We start from the raw sequence: 22,988 nt of genomic DNA on the forward strand, positions 1-22,988 counted from the left end.
TGAGGTAGTGGGACAGGGGGCACGAGTGGCAGTGGCGAGGTGGTCCGGATGCGCGGCTTTACGCATCTGCACACCGTCTCCGGGTTCTCGCTGCGCTACGGCGCCTCGCACCCCGAGCAGCTCGCCGAGCGGGCGGCCGAGCGCGGAATGGACGCGATCGCACTGACCGACCGGGACACCCTCGGCGGCACGGTCCGCTTCGCCAAGGCCGCGGGCAAGGCGGGCGTACGCCCCCTGTTCGGGGTGGATCTCGCCGTGGCCGCGCCGGCCGAGGCCGCGGGCCGCACCGAGCGTCGCCGCACCCCCGTGCGCGGCGGCGCCTTCGTGGACGAGTCGGCCCAGCGCGTGGTCTTCCTCGCGCGGGACGGCGCCCGCGGCTGGGCCGAGCTGTGCCGGCTCGTGACCGCCGCGCACGCGGACACCCAGCGCCCGCTGCTGCCCTGGGACGCGGCGGCTGCCGAGCACCTCACCGTGCTGCTCGGGCCGGACTCCGACGTGGGCCGCGCCCTGTCCGCGGGCCGCCCCGACCGCGCGGCCCGGCTGCTCGCACCCTGGCGGGAGCAGTTCGGGGACGCGAACCTGCGGATCGAGGCCGTCCACCACGGGCGCGAAGGCACCGGGAACGGCTCGCTGCGCCTGGCCGCCCGCGCCCTCGGCTTCGCCGTCGACCAGCGGATCCTGCCGGTCCTGACCAACTCCGTGCGCTATGCCGACCAGGGCCAGGGCCCGGTCGCCGACGTCCTGGACTCCGCGCGCCGGCTCGTCCCGATCGACCGGCGCGGCACGCTCGACCCCGGCGAGCGCTGGCTCAAGCCGCCCGCCGCCATGGCCGAGCTGGCTCTCCAGGTCGCCGAGGCCGCCGGCTACCGGACGAGCACCGCCACGCGCCTGCTGGAAGTCACCGAGGACACGGCCGCCACCTGCCGGGTCGACCCCGAGGACGACCTGGGCATCGGCCGCGTCCACTTCCCCGAGCCGGACCTCGTCGGGGCCTCCCGGCGCACCCCCGAGCGGGTCCTGCGCTCGAAGTGCGCGGCAGGGATGGTGCTGCGCCACTACGACCGCAGGCCCGACCACCGCGCGTACTGGGACCGGCTCCAGGCGGAGTTGGAGCTGATCGACCGGCTCGGCTACGCCTCGTACTTCCTCACGGTCGCCCAAGTCGTCGAGGACACAAGGGACTTGGGCATACGGGTCGCCGCACGCGGCTCCGGCGCGGGCTCGCTCGTCAACCATCTGCTCGGCATCGCGACCGCCGACCCGGTCGAACACGGGCTGCTCATGGAGCGCTTCCTGTCCGACCGGCGCGCCGAGCTGCCCGACATCGACATCGACGTGGAGTCCGCCCGCCGCCTGGAGGTCTACCGCGCGATCCTGGACCGCTTCGGCTCCGAGCGGGTGGCGACCGTCTCGATGCCGGAGACGTACCGGGTCCGGCACGCCGTACGCGACACGGGCCTCGCCCTCGGCCTCGACCCCGCCGAGGTCGACCGGCTCGCGAAGTCCTTCCCGCACATCCGGGCCCGCGACGCCCGCGCCGCCCTGGCCGAGCTGCCGGAGCTCCGCGGCATCGACCCGCAGGCGTACGGACCGCAGATGTGGGACCTCGTCGAGGCCCTCGACGCGCTGCCGCGCGGGATCGCCATGCACCCGTGCGGCGTGCTGCTCTCGGACACCTCCCTGCTCCGGCGCACCCCGGTCATGCCGACCAGCACCGAGGGTTTCCCCATGTCCCAGTTCGACAAGGAGGACGTCGAGGAGCTCGGCCTGCTCAAGCTCGACGTGCTCGGGGTGCGGATGCAGTCCGCGATCGCGCACGCCGTCACCGAGATCGAGCGCGCGACGGGCCGCCACATCGACATGGAGGACCCGGAGCAGGTGCCGCCGGGCGACCCGAAGACGTACCAGCTCATCAAGTCCTCGCAGACACTGGGCTGCTTCCAGACCGAGTCGCCCGGCCAGCGCGACCTCATCGCACGGCTGCAGCCCGAGACCTTCCACGATCTCGTCGTGGACATCTCCCTCTTCAGGCCGGGTCCGGTCGCGGCCAACATGGTGGACCCGTTCATCAAGGCCCGGCACGGCAAGCAGGCGCCCGACTACCCGCACGAAGATCTCAAGGAGGCCTTGGCGGACACGTACGGCGTGGTCGTCTTCCACGAGCAGATCATCAGGATCCTGAACGTGATGACGGGCTGCTCCCTCGCCTTCGGCGACTACACCCGGCGCGCCCTGTCCAACCCCGACCTGATCGGACGGGTGCGGGCGTGGTTCGCCGAGGAGGCGGGCCGGCGCGGCTACTCCCACGAGGTCATCGAGCGGACCTGGGAGATCATCGAGGCCTTCGGCGCGTACGGCTTCTGCAAGGCGCACGCCGTGGCCTTCGCCGTCCCCTCGTACCAGTCGGCCTGGCTGAAGGCCCACCACCCGGCGGCCTTCTACGCGGGGCTGCTCACGCACGACCCGGGGATGTATCCGAAGCGGCTGCTGCTCGCGGACGCCCGCAGAAGAGGCGTACCGATCCTGCCCCTTGACGTGAATGCCTCGGACTCCGCCCATCTAATCGAACTGGTGTCTGATCCGAGTGTTCCGAGGGGCACCCACGGTGTGCGGCTCGCGCTGAGCGATGTCCGCGGGATGAGCGAGGCCGAGGCGGAGCGGATCGTCGTGGGCCGCCCGTACACCTCGTTGCAGGACTTCCTCTCCCGGGCCCGACCCTCGCGGCCGGTGGCCGAACGGCTCGCGCAGGTCGGCGCGTTGGACGCGTTCGGCCGCAACCGGCGGGACCTGATGCTGCACATCGCCGAACTGCAGAAGAGCCAGAAGGGTGCCTCGCAGGGGCAGTTGACGCTCGGCGAGACGGACGAGGCCCCGCCCGAGGTCGCGCCGGCGCACCTGCCCGACCTGGACGACGTCGAACGGCTCGGCGCCGAGCTGGGCATCCTCGGCATGGACACCTCGCGCCATCTCCTGGGCGACCACCGGGAGTTGCTGGACGAGCTGGGTGTGGTGCCCGCTCACCGCCTGAAGGATCTGCCGCACGGGCAGGTGGTCCTGGTCGCGGGCGCGAAGGGGTCCGTGCAGACCCCGCCGATCCGCTCCGGCAAGCGTGTCATCTTCACCACGCTCGACGACACGAGCGGGCTTGTGGACTGCGCGTTCTTCGAGGACAGCCACGACGCCAGCGCCCACACCGTCTTCCACTCCTGGCTGCTGCTCGTCCGGGGCGTGATCCAGCGCCGCGGGGGCGGCAGCGGCAAGGCACTGTCGGTCACCGGAGCGGCGGCCTGGGACCTGGCCGAGCTGGCCGAACTGCGGCGCAGCGGCGGCCTGTCGGCGGTCACGGACCGGCTGACCGAGGGCAGACCGCCGTCCGGAGTCACCGAGGCCGACGCCGCGCCCCCTCCGGCGAGCGAGCCGGGCCGCAGCATCCAGCTGGAGACCGGCTTCGCCCTGCACCCCTGGGCGGATCTGCAGCCGCCCGGTGAACCGGTCAAACACAGCCGCAAGTTGTGGCACCAGAGCCCCGGGAGCGCGGGATGAACGAGGGAGAGAGGCTGAGCACCACGGGCGTCCAGATCATGTACATCCACTTCCACGACCTGGCGGACGAGCAGGTCTACCGCCGCCTGCTCGGCCTGCTCGCCGAGTTCACCCCGACCGTGCAGGCCCTGCCGCCGGACGCCGCGCTCGCCGACGTCTCCGGCAGCCTGCGCTACTTCGGCACCGACGCCGTGGGCCTGGCCGAACGCATCCGGGCACGCACGGGCGGCCTGTACGGGCTGCGCTCCACGGTCGGCGTCGCCGCGAACCCGATGCTGGCCCGGATGGTCGCCGCCGACGGCCCGCCCTCGGCCGTACGCGCCCTGCCCGACGACCTGTCCGCGGTCGCCGAGTTCCTCGCGAAGAAGCCGGCCGCCGCATTGCACGGGGTGGGCCCCGCGACCAGCCGCACCCTGTCCTCGTACGGACTCGACAGCATCGGAAAGATCGCCGCCGCGCCCCTCGGCACCCTCCAGCGGATCCTCGGCGTCGCGGCGGGCCGCCGGCTGCACGACGCGGCCCGCGGACTCGACCCGACCCCGGTGGTCCCCGCCGGACCGCCCCGCTCCCTGTCGGTCGAACACCGCTTCCCGCAGGACGAGTTGGACCACGACTGCCGACGCGCGGCCCTGCTCCGCCTCGCCGACCGGCTCGGCCTGCGCCTGCGCGCCGACACCCAGACCGCCCGGTCCCTGACCCTCACGGTCCGCTACGCCGACCGCTCCACCACGACCCGCACCCGCAAACTCCCCGAACCCACCGCCCACACCCGCACGTTGACCTCAGCCGCCTACGAACTCCACGACCGCCTCGCCCTCCAACGCGCCCGCGTCCGCAGCATCACCCTGCGCGCCGACGACCTCCTCGACGCCGACCAGGCCACCCACCAGCTCCTCTTCGACCCGGACGACGACAAGGCCCGCCGCATCGAGGCAGTCGCCGACGCGGCACGCAGGAAGTACGGCCCCGAGGCGATCAGACCGGCCGCGACGGCACATCCTGCCGCCTGATCTCCTGCCGCCCGAGACCTCCCCTTTCCCGACAGCCCTCGGCGCGGCCGATGAGTTTCCGGATCCCGGGCAGTCCAAGCTCGTGACACCTCACGACGCATGCCCCCGGAAAGGACCCCACCATGTCCGAACTACTCGTCGACTTCATCACGTCCCTCGACGGCTACGCCTCGGGAGAGGGGTGGCCCGGGTTCTGGGGGCTCGAGGGGCCGGAGTATCTCGAATGGCTCGGGAAGCAGCCCGAGGTCACCTATCTGATGGGGGCCAACACCTATCGGCTGATGTCGGGGTTCGCCTCGGGTGAGGTGCCCAGTGGGCAGGACGAGTTCCGGCCCGAGGAGGAAGAGTCCGTCGACGAGCTCACCCAGGCGAAGAAGATCGTGTTCTCCTCCTCGCTCGAGGAGCCGCTGACCTGGGCCAACTGCACGCTCGTCCGGGACGACGCCGTCGAGACGGTCCGCGCCATGAAGGAGAACGGCTCGGGGATCCTCAGCACGATCGGCAGCCTCAGCCTGGCCCGGTCCCTGCTGCGCGCCGGGCTCGTCGACCGCTTCCGGGTCGTGATGTTCCCGGTGATCACCGGTGCCACCGGCGAGGAGCGCATCTACGACGGCTATCCGGACGTCGCCCTCGACATGACCGAGCACCGCACCTTCGACGGCCGCCTCCAGCTGGTGGAGTACAAGCCCCGGGTGCTGGAGCACCCGCCGCTCGGCGCCCCTGCCTGACCTCGCCACGGTCGGGGCGAGGTCCACGTCTCGTCCCCAGCCCCGCCCCTCTCACCCGATCAGCCCCGCCACCGCTGCGCCCCGCGCGCGCGGGCCCGAGCGTAGGGGCATGAGCCCACGTGGAGGACTGGACGGCGATCCGAAGACCGGATTCCTGCATGAGGTGAAGGACGCGGTGAGTCTGCGGACGGCGCTGCTCGTGCTGGGCGTGCTCGCCGTGCAGCTCGCATTCATCGCCTCGTACATCGGCGCGTTCCACAAGCCGAAACCGCATGAGATCCCGATCGCCGTCGCCGTGGCCGCGCCCGCGCAGCTGCCGCCCGATCCGGCGCAGGCCGCGGCTGCGAAGAAGCAGCTGGAGGCGGCCAGGGACCAGGCGGTGGAGCGGCTGAGCAATCTGCCGGGCAAGCCGCTCAAACCGAGCGCCAGCAGCTCCGAGGCCAACGCCCTGTCGCGGATCATGGACCGCGGCGTGGACGGCGCCCTGATCATCGATCCGCAGGGCACCCAGGACAAGCTGCTCGTCGCCAGCGGCGGCGGCGCCTCGCTGTCGCAGGCGCTCGAAGAGGTCATGACCAAGGTCGAAGCGGTGCAGAAACGCACGGTCAAGACCGTGGACGTGGTGCCCGACGCGCCCGGTGACGCCCGCGGTCTGTCGGCGTTCTACCTGGTGGTCGGCTGGTGTGTGGGCGGTTATCTGTGCGCCTCCGCCCTTGCCATCAGCGCCGGCGCGAAGCCCGCCAACCCGGCGCGTGCCGTGATCCGGCTGGCCGCGATGGCCGCGTACGCCGTGGTCGCCGGCCTGCTCGGCGCGGTGATCGCCGGGCCGATCCTGGACGCGCTGCCCGGCAGTGTCATGGCGCTGTGGGGGCTCGGCTCCCTGCTCGTCTTCGCGGTCGGCGCCATCACGCTCGCGTTCCAGGGCCTGGCCGGGATCGTCGGTATCGGACTCGCGATCCTCCTCGTCGTGGTGCTCGGCAACCCCAGCGCCGGCGGCGCCTACCCGTATCCGCTGCTGCCGGGCTTCTGGCGGCACCTCGGTCCGATCCTGCCGCCGGGTGCGGGCACCTTCGCGGCGCGCTCCATCGCGTACTTCAAGGGCAACGGCATGGGTGGCGCGTTCCTCACGCTGGCCGCCTGGGCGGTGGGCGCGGCGGCGGTCGCGCTCGTCATGTCCTTCGTACGGCAGGACAAGAAGGATCTGGAAGCGGCGGCCGAGGAGCAGCACGAGCGACGGGCCGGCCCCGCGACCGGGACCGGGGCCGGGAAGCCGGCGGCCGGGAACGGGGAGCGGCCCGCGGGCGGGGCCGGGGAGCAGCGCGCATGAATCTCCTGAACCGTTCCGGCCCCCTCGCCCAGGCGCTGTCCGTCAAGCGGATGGAGCCCTCCGCGCAGGCCCAGCTGGGTCCGCTCGGACTGGTCGGGTTCATCGTGGTCACGGTCATCGCGACCGGCATCGACGCGGGCGTCTTCCCCGAGAAGCTCTCGCACTCCGTGGTGCCGATGGTGGGCTTCTTCATCGGCGGTCTCGCGCAGCTGCTCGCCGGACTGTTCCAGGCGCACCGCGGTGACACCTGGCATGCCACGGTCTTCGGCTCGTTCGGGCTGTTCTGGATGGCCAAGGGCCTGATGCTGCAGTGGGTGACGCCGGGGCTCGACCCGTCGTTGCGCGGCGACACGATGGGCCTGTTCACGCTGCCGTGGGTGTTCGTGGTCTTCGTGCTCTGGCTGGGCGCGCTGCGCATCCACGTCGCCTTGCTGTTCACCTTCACCTGCGTCCTGGTGGCCTTCGTCGGCATGACGGTGGTCGGCTTCACGGGCAGCGTCGGCTGGAACCGCGTCACGGGCTGGGCGGGTCTGCTGGCCGCGGCGGGCGCGCTGTATCTGCTCGCGGGCCAGATCCTGGCGTCCACGTGGGGCCGCAACGTCCTGCCGATGGGCCGGTTCATCGCGCCGCCGCTGCACGAGGAGCACCCGGAGGAATAAGCGTCCGGACCGCACGCGAAGGGGCCCTCCCCGGTACGAACCGGAGAGGGCCCCTCACTGCGCGGGTCAGACCTGCGGCTCACCGTCGACAGTGCCGTAGTACGCCTGCCGCATCAGCCGCTGCATGTCGTCGATCATCGGCATCCGCGGGTTGGCGGGCGCGCACTGGTCGGCGTAGGCGTTCATGGCCTGCTGCGGCAGGGCCGCGATGAAGGCCTTCTCGTCGACGCCCTCCTCCTGGAAGGAGCTCGGGATCCCGCAGCGCGAGCGCAGCTCCTCGACGGCGCGGGCGTAGGACTCCACGCCCTCGGCCGGGGTCGAGGCCTTCAGGCCCAGCATCTTCGCGATCTCCTGGAGCCGCTCCGGGGCCCGGTAGACCTCGGCCTTCGGCCACGGGGTGGCCTTGTGCGTGACCGTGCCGTTGTGCCGGATGACGTGCGGCAGGAGCAGCGCGTTGGTGCGGCCGTGCGGGACGTGGAAGGTGTTGCCGAGCGTGTGGGCCATGGCGTGCACCAGGCCGAGGAAGGCGTTGGCGAAGGCCATGCCCGCCACCGTGGAGGCGTTGTGCATCTTCTCGCGGGCCTCGGGGGCCTTGGCGCCGAGCTTCACGCAGTCCTCGAGGTTCTCGAAGATCAGCTTGATGGCCTGGAGGCAGAGGCCGTCGGTGTAGTCGTTCGAGTAGGCCGAGATGTACGCCTCGGTGGCGTGCGTGAGGGCGTCGAAGCCGGAGTCGGCGGTGACGGAGGCCGGCAGGCCCATCGGCAGGTTCGGGTCCACGATCGCGACGTTCGGGGTCAGCGCGTAGTCCGCCAGGGGGTACTTCTGCGCGGCCCTCGGGTCGGAGATGACCGCGAACGGGGTGACCTCGGAGCCCGTACCCGACGTGGTCGGGATGGCGACCATCTTCGCCTTGGCGCCCAGCTGCGGGAACTTGAAGGCCCGCTTGCGGACGTCGAAGAACTTCTCCTTCGTGTCGGCGAAGGCGATCTCCGGGTGCTCGTACATCAGCCACATGATCTTCGCCGCGTCCATCGGGGAGCCGCCGCCGAGGCCGATGATCGTGTCCGGCTGGAAGTCCCGCATCATCGCGGCACCGGCCTGCACCGTCTCCAGCTCCGGGTTCGGCTCGACATTGTCGATGACCTGGACGGACACTCCCCCGGCGCGGGCCTGGAGGATGTCGACCGCCTTCTGCACGAAGCCGAGCGCGACCATGGTCTTGTCGGTGACGATCGAGACCTTCTTGATGCCCTCCATCTCACCGAGGTAGCGGATGGAGTTGCGCTCGAAGTAGATCCGCGGCGGGACCTTGAACCACTGCATGTTGGTGTTGCGCCGTCCGATCCGCTTGATGTTGACGAGGTTGACCGCGGTCACGTTGTTGGAGACCGAGTTGTGCCCGTACGAGCCGCAGCCGAGGGTCAGGGAGGGCAGGAAGGCGTTGTAGACGTCGCCGATGCCGCCGAAGGTGGAGGGCGAGTTGGCGATGACGCGGATCGCCTTGACGCGCTTGCCGAACTCCTCGACGAGCTGCTCGTCCTCGGCGTGGATGGCGGCCGAGTGGCCGAGGCCGTGGAACTCGACCATCTGCGCGGCCAGTTCGAGGCCCAGCTCGGTGGAGCCGGCCTTGAGGACGGCGAGGACCGGGGAGAGCTTCTCGCGGGTCAGCGGCTCGTTGTCGCCGACCTCGTCGCACTCGGCGACGAGGATCGAGGTGCCTTCGGGCACGGTGAAGCCGGCCTGTTCGGCGATCCACTGCGGGGACTTGCCGACGACACCGGGGTTCAGCTTGGCGCCCGAGCAGTTCTCGCCGTACGCGGTGGCGCCGAAGATGAAGTTCTCCAGCTGGGTCTTCTCGGCAGCCGACACCACGTACGCACCGAGGCGCTCGAACTCGGCGAGGCCCTCCTCGTAGATCTCCTTGTCGAGGATGGCGGCCTGCTCGGAGGCGCAGATCATGCCGTTGTCGAAGGCCTTCGAGAGCACGATGTCGTGGATGGCGCGCTGGAGCTTGGCGCTCTTGTGCACATACGCCGGTACGTTGCCCGCGCCGACGCCGAGGGCCGGCTTGCCGCAGGAGTAGGCGGCCTCGACCATCGCGTTGCCGCCGGTGGCGAGGATGGTGGAGACGCCCGCGTGGTTCATCAGGAAGCCGGTGGCCTCCATCGAGGGCTCCTCGATCCACTGCACGCAGTTCTCCGGGGCACCGGCCTCGATCGCGGCGTCGCGCACGATACGGGCGGCCTCGGCGGAGCAGTGCTGCGCGCTCGGGTGGAAGGCGAAGATGATCGGGTTACGGGTCTTCAGGGCGATCAGGGCCTTGAAGATGGTCGTCGAGGTCGGGTTGGTCACGGGGGTCATGGCGCAGATGACGCCGACCGGCTCCGCGATCTCGGTGATGCCGTTGAGCTCGTCGCGCGAGATGACACCCGCGGTCTTCAGGCCGCGCATCGAGTTGACCACGTGCTCGCAGGCGAAGAGGTTCTTGACGGCCTTGTCCTCGAAGAGGCCGCGGCCGGTCTCCTCGACCGCCAGCTTGGCCAGTTCGCCGTGCTGGGCGAGCGCCGCGAGGGAGGCCTTCTTGACGATGTGGTCGACCTGCTCCTGGTCGTACGTCTCGAACAGATCGAGCGACTTGAGCGCCCCCTGGACCAGCCCGTCCACCATCTCATTCGCCTGCATGGCAGGTACTCCTTCATTGCGGCTGCGACCGATTGCCGACCTTTCGTCGACATCTCAATTCGACACCCGCACGGCTTCTCCGGCGGGCCGATAAAGGCCTGAGCAGCCGGACCGAAAGTCCCTTCAAGATCAAACCTGCCTCGTCGGCATGGCACTTGACCTGCACTTTCCTTGAGGGACCAAAGTCCCTTGCGGGCTTGTGAAAACTTTCACAAGAATTTCGCGGCCTTGTCCGTAAGGACGAGAAAAACGCGCGAGCCCCGCTTCCCTGAACGGGAAGCGGGGCTCTTCTGAAAGGCGTGCCGCTCAGCCGATCTCGGCGCCGAACACCTGGAGCGCCTCGGTCACCGGCTGGAAGAAGGTCTCGCCGCCGGAGCTGCAGTCACCGCTGCCGCCCGAGGTGAGGCCGACGGCCTGGTCGCCCGCGAAGAGCGAGCCGCCGCTGTCGCCGGGCTCGGCGCAGACGGTGGTCTGGATCAGGCCGTTCACGATGTCGCCGTTGCCGTAGTTCACGGTGGCGTCCAGAGCCGTGACCTCGCCGTCGTGCACCTGCGTGGTGGAGCCGCTGCGCTGGACCTGCATGCCGACGGTCGCCTCGGCGGCGGCCGTGATGGCCTGGCTGCTGCCGTTGTAGAGGTTGACCTCGCTCGGGTGGTCCACCCCGTCGGCGTACTTCACCAGGGCGAAGTCGTTGTCCGGGAAGGAGGACTCGACCATCTCGCCGAGGGCGCCGCCGTTCGCGTCCTGCCAGGTGGAGCCCGCCTCGCCGCAGTGGCCCGCGGTGATGAAATGCGGGGCGCCGTCCTTGACGACGTTGAAGCCGAGCGAGCAGCGGCCGCCGCCGCTGAGGATCGCGTCGCCGCCGGCGGCGAACTTCTTGAACTCGCCCTTGGTGCGCTGCAGTTCGGCCTTGCCGCCCAGGCTCTCGACGACCTTGCTCAGCTTGTCCCACTCGGCCCCCGAGACCGTGCGGTCGGCCGTGACGACCACCTTGTTCGTGGTGGGGTCGGTGGCCCAGGACGTGCCCGGGATGGTGGCCTTGTCGCTGAGGGTGGCGCGGGCGCTCTTCAGCTCGGCGAGGGAGTTCTCGACGATTCTGGCCTTGCCGCCCGCCTGCTCGACCAGACCGGCGGCGGCCTTGTCGAGCACGTTGACGACGAGGGTCCTGCTGTCGGCGTCGTAGTACGTGCCGGCCGCGTCGGTGCCGAGGTCCTCGCCGAGGGTGGAGGCGAGCTTTCCGGCCGCCGTGGCCGACAGGGTCTTGAGCTCAGGTGTGGGGGTTTCCTGGCTCGCGTTCGCAGTCTGGAACGTCATTCCCGCGGCAACCAGCGCGGCAACGCCCGCGCCTGCTATCGCGGCCCGCCGCTTGGGTATGCGTCGGTGCTTCAACTTCACGACCTCCTGTGGGGGGTCGGTCCCGGTGCGTGGGGGTCACCGGGACCGGAAGGCGTACGGGTCAGGACCCGGCCGAGAAGAAAAAGCCGTGTCCATGCCCATGTTGTGGCGCCCACTATTCCGATACCGACTGGTAGCACACAAGGTCGACTTCAGGACGCGCGCTCGGCAACAGGCGTACGCCCCCGGCGCGTCGGTTCCCGCGGGTCACCCCATGTCGCTTTCCGCTGCAAACACCGCCAGCGAGCAACCTGTCAGCAGCCTGTGAGGACTAGTCCTGTCTTGAAATCGCCCCTCGGGAGCGCACTATGGCCCGCACCTCATCCGCTCTGCGGGAACTCCCGTCCGTTCTACGGGGCTTCGGACGGCCGCTGCCCGGCCGGCATCCCCAGGTCGTCCGCCGGACGCGTCTCGGCCACCGCGGCCGCCGCCTGCCCCGGCAGGTTCTGCTGCGCACGTTCCAGGAAGCGCAGGAGCTCCACCGGGAACGGCAGGACGAGCGTGGAGTTCTTCTCCGCCGCCACCGCCACCACGGTCTGCAACAGCCGCAGTTGGAGCGCGGCCGGCTCCTCGGCCATCTGGTGGGCGGCCTCGGCCAGCTTCTTCGATGCCTGTAGCTCCGCGTCCGCGTTGATCACCCGCGCGCGGCGCTCACGGTCGGCCTCGGCCTGGCGCGCCATGGAGCGCTTCATCGTCTCCGGCAGCGACACGTCCTTGATCTCGACCCGGTCGATCTGCACACCCCAGCCCACGGCCGGGCTGTCGATCATCAACTCGAGCCCCTGGTTGAGCTTTTCGCGGTCGGAGAGCAGATCGTCGAGGTCGCTCTTGCCGATGATGGACCGCAGCGAGGTCTGCGCCATCTGCGAGACCGCGAAGCGGTAGTCCTCGACCTGGACCACGGCGTCGGCCGCATCGACCACCTTGAAGTAGACGACGGCGTCCACGCGTACCGTCACGTTGTCGCGCGTGATGCCCTCCTGGGCCGGCACCGGCATCGTGACGATCTGGAGATTGACCTTCCGCATCCGGTCCACGAACGGCACGACCATCGTGAACCCGGGCCCGCGCACCTGCGACCTGAGCCGGCCGAGGCGGAACACCACGCCCCGTTCGTACTGTTTGACGACCCGTGCCGCTGCCATGACGTAGACCGCTCCGGCGGAAGCCGCCGCCGCACCCGCCGCCACCAGTTCCTCGACCATGTCGGCCCCCAGGGTCCGAAAGGGACGTGTCTTGGCACTGATTCGACGGTAACTCCGGTACCGGACCCAAGGGGAGAGGCAGGCGAAAGCCCCCGCCCGGGATCCGGACGGGGGCTCGCCGCTGCTGGCTGCAGTCGTGCCGTGCGCGGCGCCGGTCGCCCGGCGCCGGGCCCGGCTAGTAGACGCTGACCCCGTATGCGCTCAGGGCCTCGGTGACCGGCTGGAAGAAGGTCGTGCCGCCGGTGGAGCAGTTGCCGCTGCCGCCGGAGGTCAGACCGATCGCGCGGGTGCCCGAGTACAGCGGACCGCCGGAGTCGCCGGGCTCGGCGCACACGTTGGTGCGGATCATGCCGTAGACGATGTCGCCGCCGCCGTAGTTGACCGTGGCGTTGAGACCGGTGACCGAACCGCTGTGGGTGCCGGTGGTCGAGCCGCGGCGGGTCACCGACATCCCGACCGTGGCGTTGGCGGCGCTGGTGATGTCCTGGCCGCCGACGGTGCCGGGATGCGAGATCGCGGTGTTGGAGTACCGCACGAGCCCGTAGTCGTTGCCCGGGAAGCTGGAGCCCGCGGTCGGGCCGATCAGCGTGGTGCGGCTGGAGTTGGTGTACCAGTTGCCCGCGCCGTCGGTGCAGTGCCCGGCGGTCAGGAAGTAGTAGGTGGAGCCGCTGCGGACGTTGAACCCGGCCGAGCAGCGCCAGCTGGACGCGTAGATGGCGTCACCGCCGGACAGCAGCTTGCTGAACTTGCCAGGGGTGCGCTCGATCTTCAGGGCACCGGCCTGGGCGCCCGCGGCGCTCTTGATCTCGTTGATCTCCGCCTTCGACACGGTGGAGTCGACCGTCACGACCAGGCGGTTGGTCTTGGGGTCGATGTTCCATGCGGTACCGGCGACGTCGGCCTTCAGCATCGCGTTGCTCGCCTGGGTGAGCTGGGCGCTGCTGTAGGTGGCGGCCTCGTCGGCGTTCGCGCTGGGGACGGCGAGCGCGGCCGCGGCCACGAGTCCGGTGGTGACGGCCACGAGGCGGGTACGTCTCGCTATGCCGCTGCGGGGGGTGGTGCGCTTGATCCTCACTTGTCGTTCCTCCCGAGGGGAATCGGGGGCCCGTCGTGGGGTGTCGGGCCCGTGAGGCGCAGCCAGGGGGACGTCCGCATTCCGAACACGGTGTGCCCCTGACAAGCGCTGTTCGGGAGTATTCGGCTAGCGGGTTGACGGCACAAGGGCGCCTTTCGGCCGTCTGCCCCGGCACGCACTTCTGCCCCGGCGGCTTCCCGGGTTCACCGGGAGGCCGCCGGGGTCGCGTCCGTGGGTCAGACGGAAGAGCGGTCCACGAGGTTCCGTTCGCCCGCGGCGACCGCCACGGACAGCGTGTTCCCGGGCGGCGGGAACGGGCAGATGAAGTGGTCGGCGAACGTGCAGGGCGGCAGCGTGACGCGGTTGAAATCCACGGTCACGCGCCCGTCGGCGGCGGGCGCCGGCGTCCGCAGGAACCGGAAGCGATGGCTGCCGCGCCCGCTCGTGGCGTCGGCGAACACGGCCCACAGCGAGCCGTCTTCCTCGACGGTGACCTGAAGGGTGTGCTCGACTCCCCTGATCTCGAAGCGCAGTTCACCGCCGAGGCCGAGCCCGCGCGCACGCCCGTCGGCGTTCTCGACGCGTACGGTGCTCTCCTTCTCGTACGGGGTGAAGCGCCCGGGCACCGACCAGGCGGCGTCGTACGGCGTGGCCTCGATGCCCTGGAAGGCCCGGTGCGCGGGAGATCCCGGATCGAAGTCCCGTACTGCCCACAGTCCTTCACGCCGCATCACCACCAGCCGCCGCTCGCCGAGCGCGACCCGCGAGGAGGCCGCACCGGAGTCGGCACCGAGCCGCACCTCACCGCGGAACGGGCGCCCGTCGAGCGTGAGCCCGTCCTCGGCCGCGGCCCGCAGCACCACCTCGTCGCCGCCGTCGGTCCACCGGCCCGCAATGGCCGGAAGTTGTCCGTCCGGATAGTCCCCGAGCCAGTGTGTGCCGGTCAGGGCGAGCGGCCCGTGCGGGGCGGAGACGGTCCGGACGCGCTCTTCGTGCCAGCGCTTCCAGGCGTCGGCGGCGTCGAGGTCGGTGCTCATGGGCGGCCTTTCGTACGGGTGCGTGCGGCACGACACCAGAGCGCGCGCCCGCACCCTGCTATTCCCGCAGGCCTGCGGCCTCAGCAGCCGTCGCAGGGGCAGCAGCAGTCACAGCCGTTGCAGTTGCAGTCGCAGTTGTGGCAGCAGCCCTCACGCTTCTTGCGCGACCACGGACCCTCGTACGACTCGGCGCAGCACATCTGGCAGGTGCAGCACACCACGAAGAACATGCCGCAGCCCGCCCAGAACCCGCGCCGCCCCTTGGGCTGCTCGGGCGCGGGCCCGCCGCCGAACCCGCCGGGCCCTCCGGGACCGACCGGACCGCCCGCTCCCCCGCCGTACGGATTCCCGGAGCCGCCGCCGTACGGATTCCCCGCGCCGCCACCCTGCGGGTTCCCGCCGTACGGGTTCGGTCCGCCGAACCCCGAAGGCGGCGGCCCGAACCCCTGCGGCCCGCCGGGCCCCGACTGCGCGTGCGAGCAGGTCGTCGAGCCGAACGCCCGGTCCACGGACCGCCGCAGCTCGTGCGCGAGCAGCAGGTGCGCGAGCTTCTTGTCGGTGAACTCCACGTCGTGCAGGGCGAGCCGGATGCCGTGCAGCGCGTCGTCGGCGAGCCGCCGCGCCTCGAACAGGGACGTGCCCGTCGCGGTCAGCGGGTTCCAGGCGCCGGCCTCGGCGTCGGCCGCCTGGTCCTCGACCGCGTCGAGGAGGTGGGCGAGCCGGCCGAAGAGCCGCCCGGCCTCGGCGAGCGGCGCCGCATTGCCCGGCCGCCCGGCGATGTGGGCGGTGTGCGCGAAGGCGGCCGCGGTCGCGGTCTCGGTGGGCTCGGTGACGGTGAGCAGCGAAGTGCCCGGGCCGGCCAGGGCTTCGATGCCCGTCTGCCGGTCCACGGCGTCGACGAGCACGGCCGTGTCGAAGCCGACCGCCGCTCCGGCCCGCGCCCCGGCCCGGTCCCAGCCGAGCGCCACCCGGCGCGCGGCGGCCGCGACCGGCTTGCGGGCGAGCAGCCCGTCACCGTCGGCCATGTGGTCGCGCACCTTGGCGGAGGCGAGGACCAGGGAGACGGCCGCGGCGAGCCGCGCGCCCTCGCCCTGCGCCACGGACGCGGTGCGCATGCCGCGCAGCGGACAAGGTCCCGCGGTGCGGCGCCAGTCGGTGCTGCGCTCGGCCTGAGCCTCCGTCAGAACCGAGATCAGCAAGCCGTCGTAGTTGGTGACGATCCGCGAGAACTGCCCGTGGTCCTTGCGCAGCGCGAGACAGAGCCCGCAAAGATGCGCCATCCACTGCGTCTTGAGGCCTTCGCCCAGGTGATGGCTGCAGGGCCGCACGATTCCGAACATGTCGACGCTCCCCCGTGAGGTCGTATGCGAACGGCCCTCCCGGGACAGCGGGTGGGCCCGCCGCATCGTATCGGCCACAAGGTCTCCACGACACGCCGGTATCACCCGTACGCCACAACAAATACTATTTCACTCACTGTCAGCAGCCGTGCCCGTCAGGACCCTTGAAGAATGGGGGGTACGTTCTGCACCAGTACCGTCACGAAACCCTGGCGCAGCGAAAAACAGCTGGGTCAACGCCGAACCCGCTGAGCATCATGGACGACCATAGGGGAACGTGCGGAGCTGAAGAACCGCTGTGAGAGGAGGCGTCCATGGGATCGGTACGCAAGGCGAGCGCCTGGCTCGGCCTCGTCGACGACAACGACGACGAGCGTTACTACGACGGATACGACGACGACGCGGTCGACTCGGTCGAGGAGTCCCGTACGGACAACTCCTGGGTCACGGACCCGCGGGTGCGCGTCGCTTCACAGGCCGCGGAGGAGCAGGGCCGGCGGATCGGCACCGTCACGCCGGACAGCTTCCGCGATGCCCGCGGCATCGGCGAGCTGTTCCGCGACGGGGTCCCGGTCATCATGAACCTCACGTCGATGGAGCCCTCCGACGCCAAGCGCGTGGTGGACTTCGCGGCCGGACTGACCTTCGGTCTGCGCGGCTCCATCGAGCGTGTGGCGGGCCGGGTGTTCCTGCTGACCCCGGCCAACACCCAGATCGTCAACGGTGAGTCGGCCGCGCGGCCCGCGGACGGCTTCTTCAACCAGAGCTGAGCCGCGGCCCGTTCGCCGGAGCGGGCCGCGTGCCCGCGCTCCGCGGAACGGGCCGCGGACGCGCGCTCACCGGAAGGCGTCGAGCCCGGTGAGCGCCTTGCCGAGCACCAACTGGTGCATCTCCACGGTGCCTTCGTACGTGAGCACCGACTCGAGATTCGTCGCATGACGCATCACCGGGTACTCCAGCGAAATCCCGTTCGCACCGAGGATGGTGCGCGAGGTCCGGCAGATCTCGATGGCCTCGCGCACATTGTTGAGCTTGCCGAAGCTGATCTGCTCGGGCCTGATGCGCCCGGCGTCCATGCGGCGGCCCAGGTGGTGCGCGAGCAGGATCCCCTTGTGCAGCTCGACGGCCATGTCGGCGAGCTTGGCCTGGGTGAGCTGGAAGCCGCCGATGGGCTTGCCGAACTGTTCGCGGGACGTCGCGTAGTCGAGCGCCGCCTCGAAGCCGGCACGGGCCGCCCCCATCGCACCCCACACGATGCCGTAGCGCGCGTGGCTCAGACAGCTGAGCGGTCCGCGCAGGCCGGTGACCCCGGGCAGCACGGCGTCGGCGGGCAGCCGCACCTCGTCCAGCACCAGTTCGCTGGTGACGGACGCCCGCAGTGACCACTTGTGCTTGATCTCGGGCGCCGAGAAGCCGGGGCTGTCCGTGGGGACGACGAAGCCGCGGATGCCGTCGTCGGTCTGCGCCCAGACGACGGCGACCTTCGCCACCGAGCCGTTGGTGATCCACATCTTGCGCCCGGTGAGCACCCAGTCGGTGCCGTCCTTCTTCGCGTACGTGCGCATGCCGGCCGGGTCGGAGCCGTGGTCGGGTTCGGTGAGGCCGAAGCAGCCGATCGCCTCGCCCGCCGCCATCCGCGGCAGCCACTGCTGCTTCTGCTCCTCGGAGCCGAACCGCCAGATCGCGTACATGGCGAGCGAGCCCTGGACGGAGACGAGCGAGCGGATGCCGGAGTCGGCGGCTTCGAGTTCGAGGCAGGCGAGTCCGTACTGGACCGCGCTCGCGCCCGCGCAGCCGTATCCCGTGAGCGACATCCCAAGGGCGCCGATCTCCCCCAGCTCACGGGCGAGTTCGTGCACGCCGGGCAGCTCCCCGCGCTCGTACCAGTCGGCGATGTGCGGCAGGACGCGGTCGGCGGCCCAGGTCCGTACGGTGTCCCGGATCGCGAGGTCCTCGGGGTCGAGCAGGTCGTCGATGCCGAGGGGGTCGCGGGGATCGAAGGGGGGTGCTGAGGATGCGGACATGACCGGCCTCCGGTGCGGGCGCCAAGAAAACTAGCGGTGGTAGTCGAGGTGCGCCGACGACGTTAGGCGCGTGGCTCGTCACGCGTCAACGTAGTGCCGGGCGGCTCGCGTCCGGAGCCTGCTGGGTCCGCCGGGTCCGTCGTGCCTCAGCCGCGCGACTCGGCGGAGGCGTGCTCGCGCGAGGGGCGGGCGGCGCGCTCACGCGTGGGAGCGGACGACGGAGAGGCGGGTGCGGTCTCCTGCGGGGGCGCCGGCGAGGGGATCGCAGCCATCGCGTCCTCCTCGTGATCCTGCTCGTACTCCTGCACGCAGGACATCGCCCTGGGCAGCTTGAGCGCCGCGAGCGCGCCGATCAGGAGCAGGCCCGCGCTGACCAGGAGCGTCACATGCAGGCCGTGCACGAAGGAGTCGCGTGCCGCCTCGCGCAGCGCGAGCCCCGCGCCGCCGCCGAGCCCGTCGGCGACCTGGTAGGCCTCGCCCAGCGAGTTCTCCGCCGCCTCCCGGGCCGGCTCCGGCACACCGGGGGCCGCCGCGAGGCCGGGTGCGTACGCCGCGTTCATCACGCTGCCGAGCAGCGCTATGCCCATGCCGCCGCCGAGTTGGTACGAGGTCTCGCCGATTGCGGCCGCACCGCCCGCCTGGCCCTGCGGCGCCTCGGAGAGCATCGACTCGTACGAGCCGAACAGCGTGGTCTGGAGGCCGAAGCCGAGCAGGACGAAGCCGACGAGCATCAGGAGCGGGTTGTCCTCGTGGCCGAGGAAGGTGAGGACCAGGACCGCCGCGGCCGTCAGGCAGAAGCCGCAGGAGACCATCGCGCGCGGCCCGGCCTTGGGCAGCAGCTGCGAGCCCACGAGACCGCCCGCCATCGCCGCCAGCGTGAGCGGCACCATGCGCAGGCCGGTCTCCAGGGGCGAGAGGCCGAGCACCAGTTGCAGGTACTGGGCAGCGATCAGCATCAGGCCGACCAGCGCCAGCATCGCGAGCACGATGCAGCTGACCGAGGTGCCGAACGCGGGCCGGGCGAACATGGCGAGGTCGACCAGCGGGTGCTTGCGGCGCCGCTGCCGGCGGACGAAGCCCACCAGGAGCACCGCACCCACGACCAGCGGCACGAGGGTCATCGCGCTGAGCATGCCCTCGCCGCCGCCCGCGCGCTTGACGCCCATCACGACGCCGAAGAGTCCGCCGGCGGCCATCAGCGCGCCGACGACGTCCCACGGTCCTTCGCGGTCACCGGTGGACTCGGGGAGCAGCCAGCGACCCGCGAAGAGACTCGCGAACATCAGCGGGATGTTGATCAGGAAGACCGAGCCCCACCAGAAGTGCTCGAGCAGGAAGCCGCCGAGCAGCGGGCCCGCGGCGGCGCCGACCGCGGCCACCGCGGTCCACACGCCTATCGCGACGGCCCGCTCGCGCCGGTCGGGGAAGACCTGGCGGACGATCGAGAGCGTGGCGGGCATGATCATCGCGCCGCCGACGCCGAGCAGCGCACGGGCCGCGATGAGCAGGTGGGGCGAGTCGGCGAGCGCGGCCATCGCTGAGGCGACGCCGAAGAGCCCGTATCCGATCAGCAGCACCTTGCGGCGGCCGACGCGGTCGCCGAGCGTGCCGAAGAGGATCAGCAGGGAGGCGCACACCAGCGGGTAGGCGTCCACGATCCACAGGAGCTGGATGCCGCCGGGCTTGAGGTCCTCGGTGACGGCGGGGACCGCGACGTGGAGCACGGTGGAGTCGATCGCGACGATCGCGAGCGACACGCACAGGACGATCAGGACCACCCAGCGGTTGGCACCGCCCTCGGGGCACAGACGCCGGGCCACGGCCGAGGGCCGCCGCGGGGCAGCCGTGGTCGTCCCGGTCATCCGTGTACCTCCAGGTGGGGTCCTCGAACGCTGCCGTCGGGTGGGGCCGGAACGGCGCACTTACGAGTGAGCCGTCAGATTACGCGAGTTCACGGCTGGTGCGCGTGGTCCATCTCTCACGCGCACGCGAGGTGCTTGTGGGATACACCACCCTTCTTCGCCCTATACACGCACACACGTGGCACCTCGGTTCGGGCGGGCACGGGACCGGCGCCCATAATCGAGCCCGTGACCGACCTCGATCAACGACCTGACCGGCGCACCGGGCGCCTGCCGGCCGCGCTGCGCCACGCGGCACCGGCGCTCCTCGTGTACGCCGGGGTGCGGGCGCTCGGTCTGGCGGTGCTCGCCCTGTGGTGCCTGGGCACGGGCAAGAGTCCACACACCTTGCTGACCGCGCGCTGGGACTCGCTCTGGTACGTCCGCGTCGCCGAGCACGGCTACGGCTGGCAGACCACGCTGCCCGACGGCACGGTCCACTCCAATCTCGCGTTCTTCCCGCTCCTGCCCTGGCTGGAGCGGCTGGTCTCGGCCCTCACCCCGCTCTCGTACGCGGACGCCGGGATGGTGGTCGCCTGGCTGGCCTCCCTGGCCGCGGCCTGGGGCATCTTCCTGATCGCCGACCGGATGTACGGCAGGCGGGCCGGGGTCTGCGCGGTGGCGCTGTGGGCGGTGCTTCCGGTCGGGATCGTTCAGTCGATGGCGTACAGCGAGAGCCTGTTCACGGCACTCGCGGCCTGGTCGCTGTACGCGGTGCTGCGGGAGCGGTGGGTGACGGCGGGGCTGCTCGCGGCGCTCGCGGGGCTGACGCGGCCGGTCGGCATGGCGGTGGTGGCGGCGCTGTGGGTGGCCGCGGTGCTCTGGGTCGTACGGGAGAAGCGCGCGCCGTGGCGTCCGGTGCTCGGCGCGCTGCTCGCGCCGCTCGGCGCGGCCGGGTACGTGCTGTGGGTCGGGCAGCGGACCGGCGGCGGGCTGTTCGGCTACCTCGACGTGCAGAAGCAGTGGGGCAACGGCTTCGACTTCGGCTACGCCTTCGTCCGCTTCATCGCCGACAAGTTCACCTCGTTCCCCTCGGCGCTCGCCGGGGCCGGCCTGATCGTCGGCGTCGTGCTCGTGATCTGGTTGTACGTGACGGGCGTACGGCAGAAGCAGCCGGTGCCGCTGCTCGTGTACACCGGGATCGTGGTCGCGCTCGCGCTCTGCGCCTCGGGCTACTTCGGGTCCAAGCCGCGGCTCCTGATGCCGGCCTTCCCGCTGCTGCTGCCGCTCGCCGTCGCGCTCGGGCGGCTGCGAACCTCCAGGTCGGCGGCTGTCCTGGCGGTCGTGGGCGCGGCCTCCGCCGTGTACGGGGCGCTGTGGCTGAACGGCTCGGGGCCGCCATGAGCGGCGGGAGAATTCCACACCGATTGCCGGTGAACGAATTCCGGACGCGAGATAAAACCGCTGCGGGATCGATCAATGAAATTGCGGACGAAGGTCCCGGGCTATTCGACGGATGGCGGGAATAAACCTCCGCCTGAGATCAATCCCACATCACATCGTCATCACAAAGACACCGTTTCGGCCTGGAGCCCAGCTCACCCGCTGTAACGTCGATTGAGTGCGTACCGAACAAAACCTCACCCGTCTGGACCGGCTGTTCGCCCGTCTGGACCGTGAGCCTGAGCGGCCGCAGAACCTAGATGTTCCGCGGATGAGCCCGCACCGGATCGTGCTTCTCGGCTCGACCCTGGTGTTCTACGGGCTCATCATCGTGGCCGTCATCAACACCACCTGGCTCGTCCGCCTCGACTGGCAGCTGATGTTCTTCCGGCCGTACCAGCAGTGGCCGGAGCTGCACGCCTTCATCGACTACTACGTGGTGCTCGGCCAGCGCGGCCCCACCGCCGTGATGGTGCTGGCCTGGCTGGGCTGGCGCTCCTGGCGGCAGCACACGCTGCGGCCGCTGCTGATGCTCGGCACCTCGTTGCTGCTGCTCAACGTCACGGTGGGCGCCGCCAAGATCGGCATGGGCCGGCTCGGCCCGCACTACGCCACGGTGATCGGGTCCAACGAGATGTGGCACTTCGGCGAGGGCGACATATTTCCCTCGGGCCACACCGCCAACGCGGTCGTGACCTGGGGCATCCTCGCGTACCTGGCCTCCAGCCAGCGCACCCGGCGCTATCTGTCGGCCGTCTCCGCGATCGTGGCGCTCGGCGTCGGTCTCAGCACCGTCTACCTCGGTACGCACTGGCTCAGCGACGTGATGCTCGGCTGGGCCGCGGGCCTGCTGATCCTGCTCGCGCTGCCCTGGTTCGAGCCGCTGGTCGCCCGCGCCGAGGCCTGGATCTTCGCGCTGCGCGAGCGGATCCGCGAGCGCAGGGCCGCGGCGGCGCTGCCGGTCGGTGTCCCGGCGATGTTCCCGCAGCGCGCCCCGGCCGACGACGAGGTGCCGGCGCGCGAGCCGATCGCCGCGACGGTGCACCAGTCCCGCGTCCACCGCACGCACCCGGACCGCGCCCATCCGGAGCGCGCGCACCCGGTCCGTACGGAGCGGGCGCCCGTCACCCCGGTCGGCAGCCGCCGGCCGCATCCGGAGCGGGTGGCCCGCTCCACCCCGGCCAGCCCGGTCACGGGCGGCTGACCGTCCCGCGAGGGATGCCGCAGACAGCGGGGGCCGGTACGCACAACCTCCCCGCGAAGCGAAGGCCCCGGCTCGATCCGTCGAGCCGGGGCCTTCGCCGTGCCGTATCGGGGTAAGGGATCCGGAAGAAGGGGTGAAGGGGTCAGCCCTTCCAGCAGCGCGTCACCGCGCCGTCGGTGACCTCGAAGTTCAGCCGTCCCGCGAGGTACTCCATCGTGATGATGGCGCCCGGCGGGAGCGTCCTGACGGTGCTCCACCCGTGCTCGCGGGCCCGCTGCTCCGCGCTGTGCGCCTCCAGGCCGACGTAGGTCTCGAGGTTGTCCTGAGGTTCCGCTCCGGGCGTGGGTATCGGTGCCATACGGCCCACCGTAGGCGTCCTCGGACGGGAACGGAAAGTGCGGCACCCCAGCCCACAGGTGCCACCGAGCGTCACCTGTCCCTCGCCGGTCACGCTTGTGTCACAGGTTCACGACAG

Annotated in this window: 17 protein-coding genes; 8 read left to right on the forward strand and 9 right to left on the reverse strand. The window is 71.0% G+C overall.

Translation table 11 applies throughout. The annotated features are described in order from the left end of the window. The first annotated feature begins 48 nt into the window (after nucleotides 1–48). From BLT97_RS11690 to BLT97_RS11710, 5 genes are all read left to right on the forward strand, one after another. A complete protein-coding gene (locus tag BLT97_RS11690; protein ID WP_093608890.1) occupies nucleotides 49–3,543 on the forward strand; it encodes a DNA polymerase III subunit alpha in 3,495 nt (1,164 codons plus the stop codon). Next, nucleotides 3,540–4,553 (forward strand): DNA polymerase Y family protein, encoded by a 1,014-nt coding sequence (locus tag BLT97_RS11695; protein ID WP_176953729.1) that lies wholly within the window; start codon nucleotides 3,540–3,542, stop codon nucleotides 4,551–4,553. Before BLT97_RS11690 ends, BLT97_RS11695 begins: the two co-directional genes overlap by 4 nt. Nucleotides 4,554–4,675: 122 nt before the next feature. Next, entirely contained in the window at nucleotides 4,676–5,281 is a 606-nt protein-coding gene (locus BLT97_RS11700; RefSeq protein WP_093608892.1) for a dihydrofolate reductase family protein, read from the forward strand. A gap of 109 nt (nucleotides 5,282–5,390) precedes the next feature. After that, the gene (locus BLT97_RS11705) at nucleotides 5,391–6,608 is read left to right on the forward strand and encodes an ABC-2 transporter permease (RefSeq protein ID WP_107407009.1); all 1,218 of its coding nucleotides are present in this window, start codon (nucleotides 5,391–5,393) and stop codon (nucleotides 6,606–6,608) included. Continuing rightward, nucleotides 6,605–7,267 carry an acetate uptake transporter gene (locus tag BLT97_RS11710; protein WP_093608894.1) on the forward strand — a complete coding sequence of 221 codons (663 nt, stop codon included), beginning with the start codon at nucleotides 6,605–6,607 and terminating at the stop codon, nucleotides 7,265–7,267. Before BLT97_RS11705 ends, BLT97_RS11710 begins: the two co-directional genes overlap by 4 nt. Before the next feature lie 66 nt (nucleotides 7,268–7,333). Here the strand turns inward: BLT97_RS11710 and adhE are convergent, their stop codons facing one another. The 6 genes from adhE to BLT97_RS11740 form a co-directional block, all read right to left on the reverse strand. Beyond that, nucleotides 7,334–9,949: a bifunctional acetaldehyde-CoA/alcohol dehydrogenase gene (gene adhE, locus BLT97_RS11715; protein WP_093608896.1), complete on the reverse strand. Its 2,616-nt coding sequence runs from the start codon at nucleotides 9,947–9,949 to the stop codon at nucleotides 7,334–7,336. Nucleotides 9,950–10,255: 306 nt separating this feature from the next. Beyond that, a complete protein-coding gene (locus BLT97_RS11720; protein ID WP_093609074.1) occupies nucleotides 10,256–11,338 on the reverse strand; it encodes a S1 family peptidase in 1,083 nt (360 codons plus the stop codon). 356 nt (nucleotides 11,339–11,694) lie between these two features. Beyond that, nucleotides 11,695–12,549, reverse strand: a complete 855-nt coding sequence (locus BLT97_RS11725) for a slipin family protein (RefSeq protein WP_245769256.1) — start codon at nucleotides 12,547–12,549, stop codon at nucleotides 11,695–11,697. Between the two features lie 175 nt (nucleotides 12,550–12,724). Beyond that, on the reverse strand, nucleotides 12,725–13,624 hold the full coding sequence (locus BLT97_RS11730; RefSeq protein WP_093608898.1) for a S1 family peptidase: 900 nt from the start codon (nucleotides 13,622–13,624) through the stop codon (nucleotides 12,725–12,727). Between the two features lie 236 nt (nucleotides 13,625–13,860). Further along, entirely contained in the window at nucleotides 13,861–14,661 is an 801-nt protein-coding gene (locus tag BLT97_RS11735) for a DUF1684 domain-containing protein (protein WP_093608900.1), read from the reverse strand. A gap of 80 nt (nucleotides 14,662–14,741) precedes the next feature. Further along, nucleotides 14,742–16,001, reverse strand: a complete 1,260-nt coding sequence (locus BLT97_RS11740; protein ID WP_093608902.1) for a DUF5685 family protein — start codon at nucleotides 15,999–16,001, stop codon at nucleotides 14,742–14,744. A gap of 314 nt (nucleotides 16,002–16,315) precedes the next feature. Between BLT97_RS11740 and BLT97_RS11745 the strand changes: the two genes are divergently transcribed. Next, complete coding sequence (locus BLT97_RS11745) at nucleotides 16,316–16,771, forward strand: cell division protein SepF (RefSeq protein ID WP_093608904.1); 456 nt, start codon at nucleotides 16,316–16,318, stop codon at nucleotides 16,769–16,771. 66 nt (nucleotides 16,772–16,837) lie between these two features. On the opposite strand, the gene BLT97_RS11750 is transcribed toward BLT97_RS11745, so the two are convergent. Beyond that, nucleotides 16,838–18,025: an acyl-CoA dehydrogenase family protein gene (locus tag BLT97_RS11750; RefSeq protein WP_093608906.1), complete on the reverse strand. Its 1,188-nt coding sequence runs from the start codon at nucleotides 18,023–18,025 to the stop codon at nucleotides 16,838–16,840. 146 nt (nucleotides 18,026–18,171) lie between these two features. Further along, a complete protein-coding gene (locus tag BLT97_RS11755; RefSeq protein ID WP_093608908.1) occupies nucleotides 18,172–19,887 on the reverse strand; it encodes an MFS transporter in 1,716 nt (571 codons plus the stop codon). Between the two features lie 228 nt (nucleotides 19,888–20,115). Here BLT97_RS11755 and BLT97_RS11760 point away from each other — a divergent pair, with 228 nt between their 5' ends. Next, nucleotides 20,116–21,270, forward strand: a complete 1,155-nt coding sequence (locus BLT97_RS11760) for a glycosyltransferase family 39 protein (protein WP_245769257.1) — start codon at nucleotides 20,116–20,118, stop codon at nucleotides 21,268–21,270. Between the two features lie 217 nt (nucleotides 21,271–21,487). Continuing rightward, a complete protein-coding gene (locus BLT97_RS11765) occupies nucleotides 21,488–22,513 on the forward strand; it encodes a phosphatase PAP2 family protein (RefSeq protein WP_093608910.1) in 1,026 nt (341 codons plus the stop codon). 142 nt (nucleotides 22,514–22,655) lie between these two features. Here the strand turns inward: BLT97_RS11765 and BLT97_RS11770 are convergent, their stop codons facing one another. After that, the gene (locus tag BLT97_RS11770) at nucleotides 22,656–22,871 is read right to left on the reverse strand and encodes an I78 family peptidase inhibitor (RefSeq protein ID WP_093608912.1); all 216 of its coding nucleotides are present in this window, start codon (nucleotides 22,869–22,871) and stop codon (nucleotides 22,656–22,658) included. Nucleotides 22,872–22,988: the final 117 nt, after the last annotated feature.

It is taken from the genome of Streptomyces indicus (assembly GCF_900100315.1).
GTDB classification, from domain to species: Bacteria; Actinomycetota; Actinomycetes; order Streptomycetales; family Streptomycetaceae; genus Streptomyces; species Streptomyces indicus.

Excerpts from the sequence above, each read along its gene's own strand:
- BLT97_RS11735 (WP_093608900.1), bottom strand. The coding sequence starts at position 14,661 with ATGAGCACCGACCTCGACGCCGCCGACGCCTGGAAGCGCTGGCACGAA.
- BLT97_RS11690 (WP_093608890.1), top strand. The coding sequence starts at position 49 with ATGCGCGGCTTTACGCATCTGCACACCGTCTCCGGGTTCTCGCTGCGC.
- BLT97_RS11705 (WP_107407009.1), top strand. The coding sequence starts at position 5,391 with ATGAGCCCACGTGGAGGACTGGACGGCGATCCGAAGACCGGATTCCTG.
- BLT97_RS11695 (WP_176953729.1), top strand. The coding sequence starts at position 3,540 with ATGAACGAGGGAGAGAGGCTGAGCACCACGGGCGTCCAGATCATGTAC.
- BLT97_RS11725 (WP_245769256.1), bottom strand. The coding sequence starts at position 12,549 with ATGGTCGAGGAACTGGTGGCGGCGGGTGCGGCGGCGGCTTCCGCCGGA.
- BLT97_RS11755 (WP_093608908.1), bottom strand. The coding sequence starts at position 19,887 with ATGACCGGGACGACCACGGCTGCCCCGCGGCGGCCCTCGGCCGTGGCC.
- BLT97_RS11770 (WP_093608912.1), bottom strand. The coding sequence starts at position 22,871 with ATGGCACCGATACCCACGCCCGGAGCGGAACCTCAGGACAACCTCGAG.
- BLT97_RS11710 (WP_093608894.1), top strand. The coding sequence starts at position 6,605 with ATGAATCTCCTGAACCGTTCCGGCCCCCTCGCCCAGGCGCTGTCCGTC.
- BLT97_RS11740 (WP_093608902.1), bottom strand. The coding sequence starts at position 16,001 with ATGTTCGGAATCGTGCGGCCCTGCAGCCATCACCTGGGCGAAGGCCTC.
- adhE (WP_093608896.1), bottom strand. The coding sequence starts at position 9,949 with ATGCAGGCGAATGAGATGGTGGACGGGCTGGTCCAGGGGGCGCTCAAG.
- BLT97_RS11745 (WP_093608904.1), top strand. The coding sequence starts at position 16,316 with ATGGGATCGGTACGCAAGGCGAGCGCCTGGCTCGGCCTCGTCGACGAC.
- BLT97_RS11750 (WP_093608906.1), bottom strand. The coding sequence starts at position 18,025 with ATGTCCGCATCCTCAGCACCCCCCTTCGATCCCCGCGACCCCCTCGGC.
- BLT97_RS11700 (WP_093608892.1), top strand. The coding sequence starts at position 4,676 with ATGTCCGAACTACTCGTCGACTTCATCACGTCCCTCGACGGCTACGCC.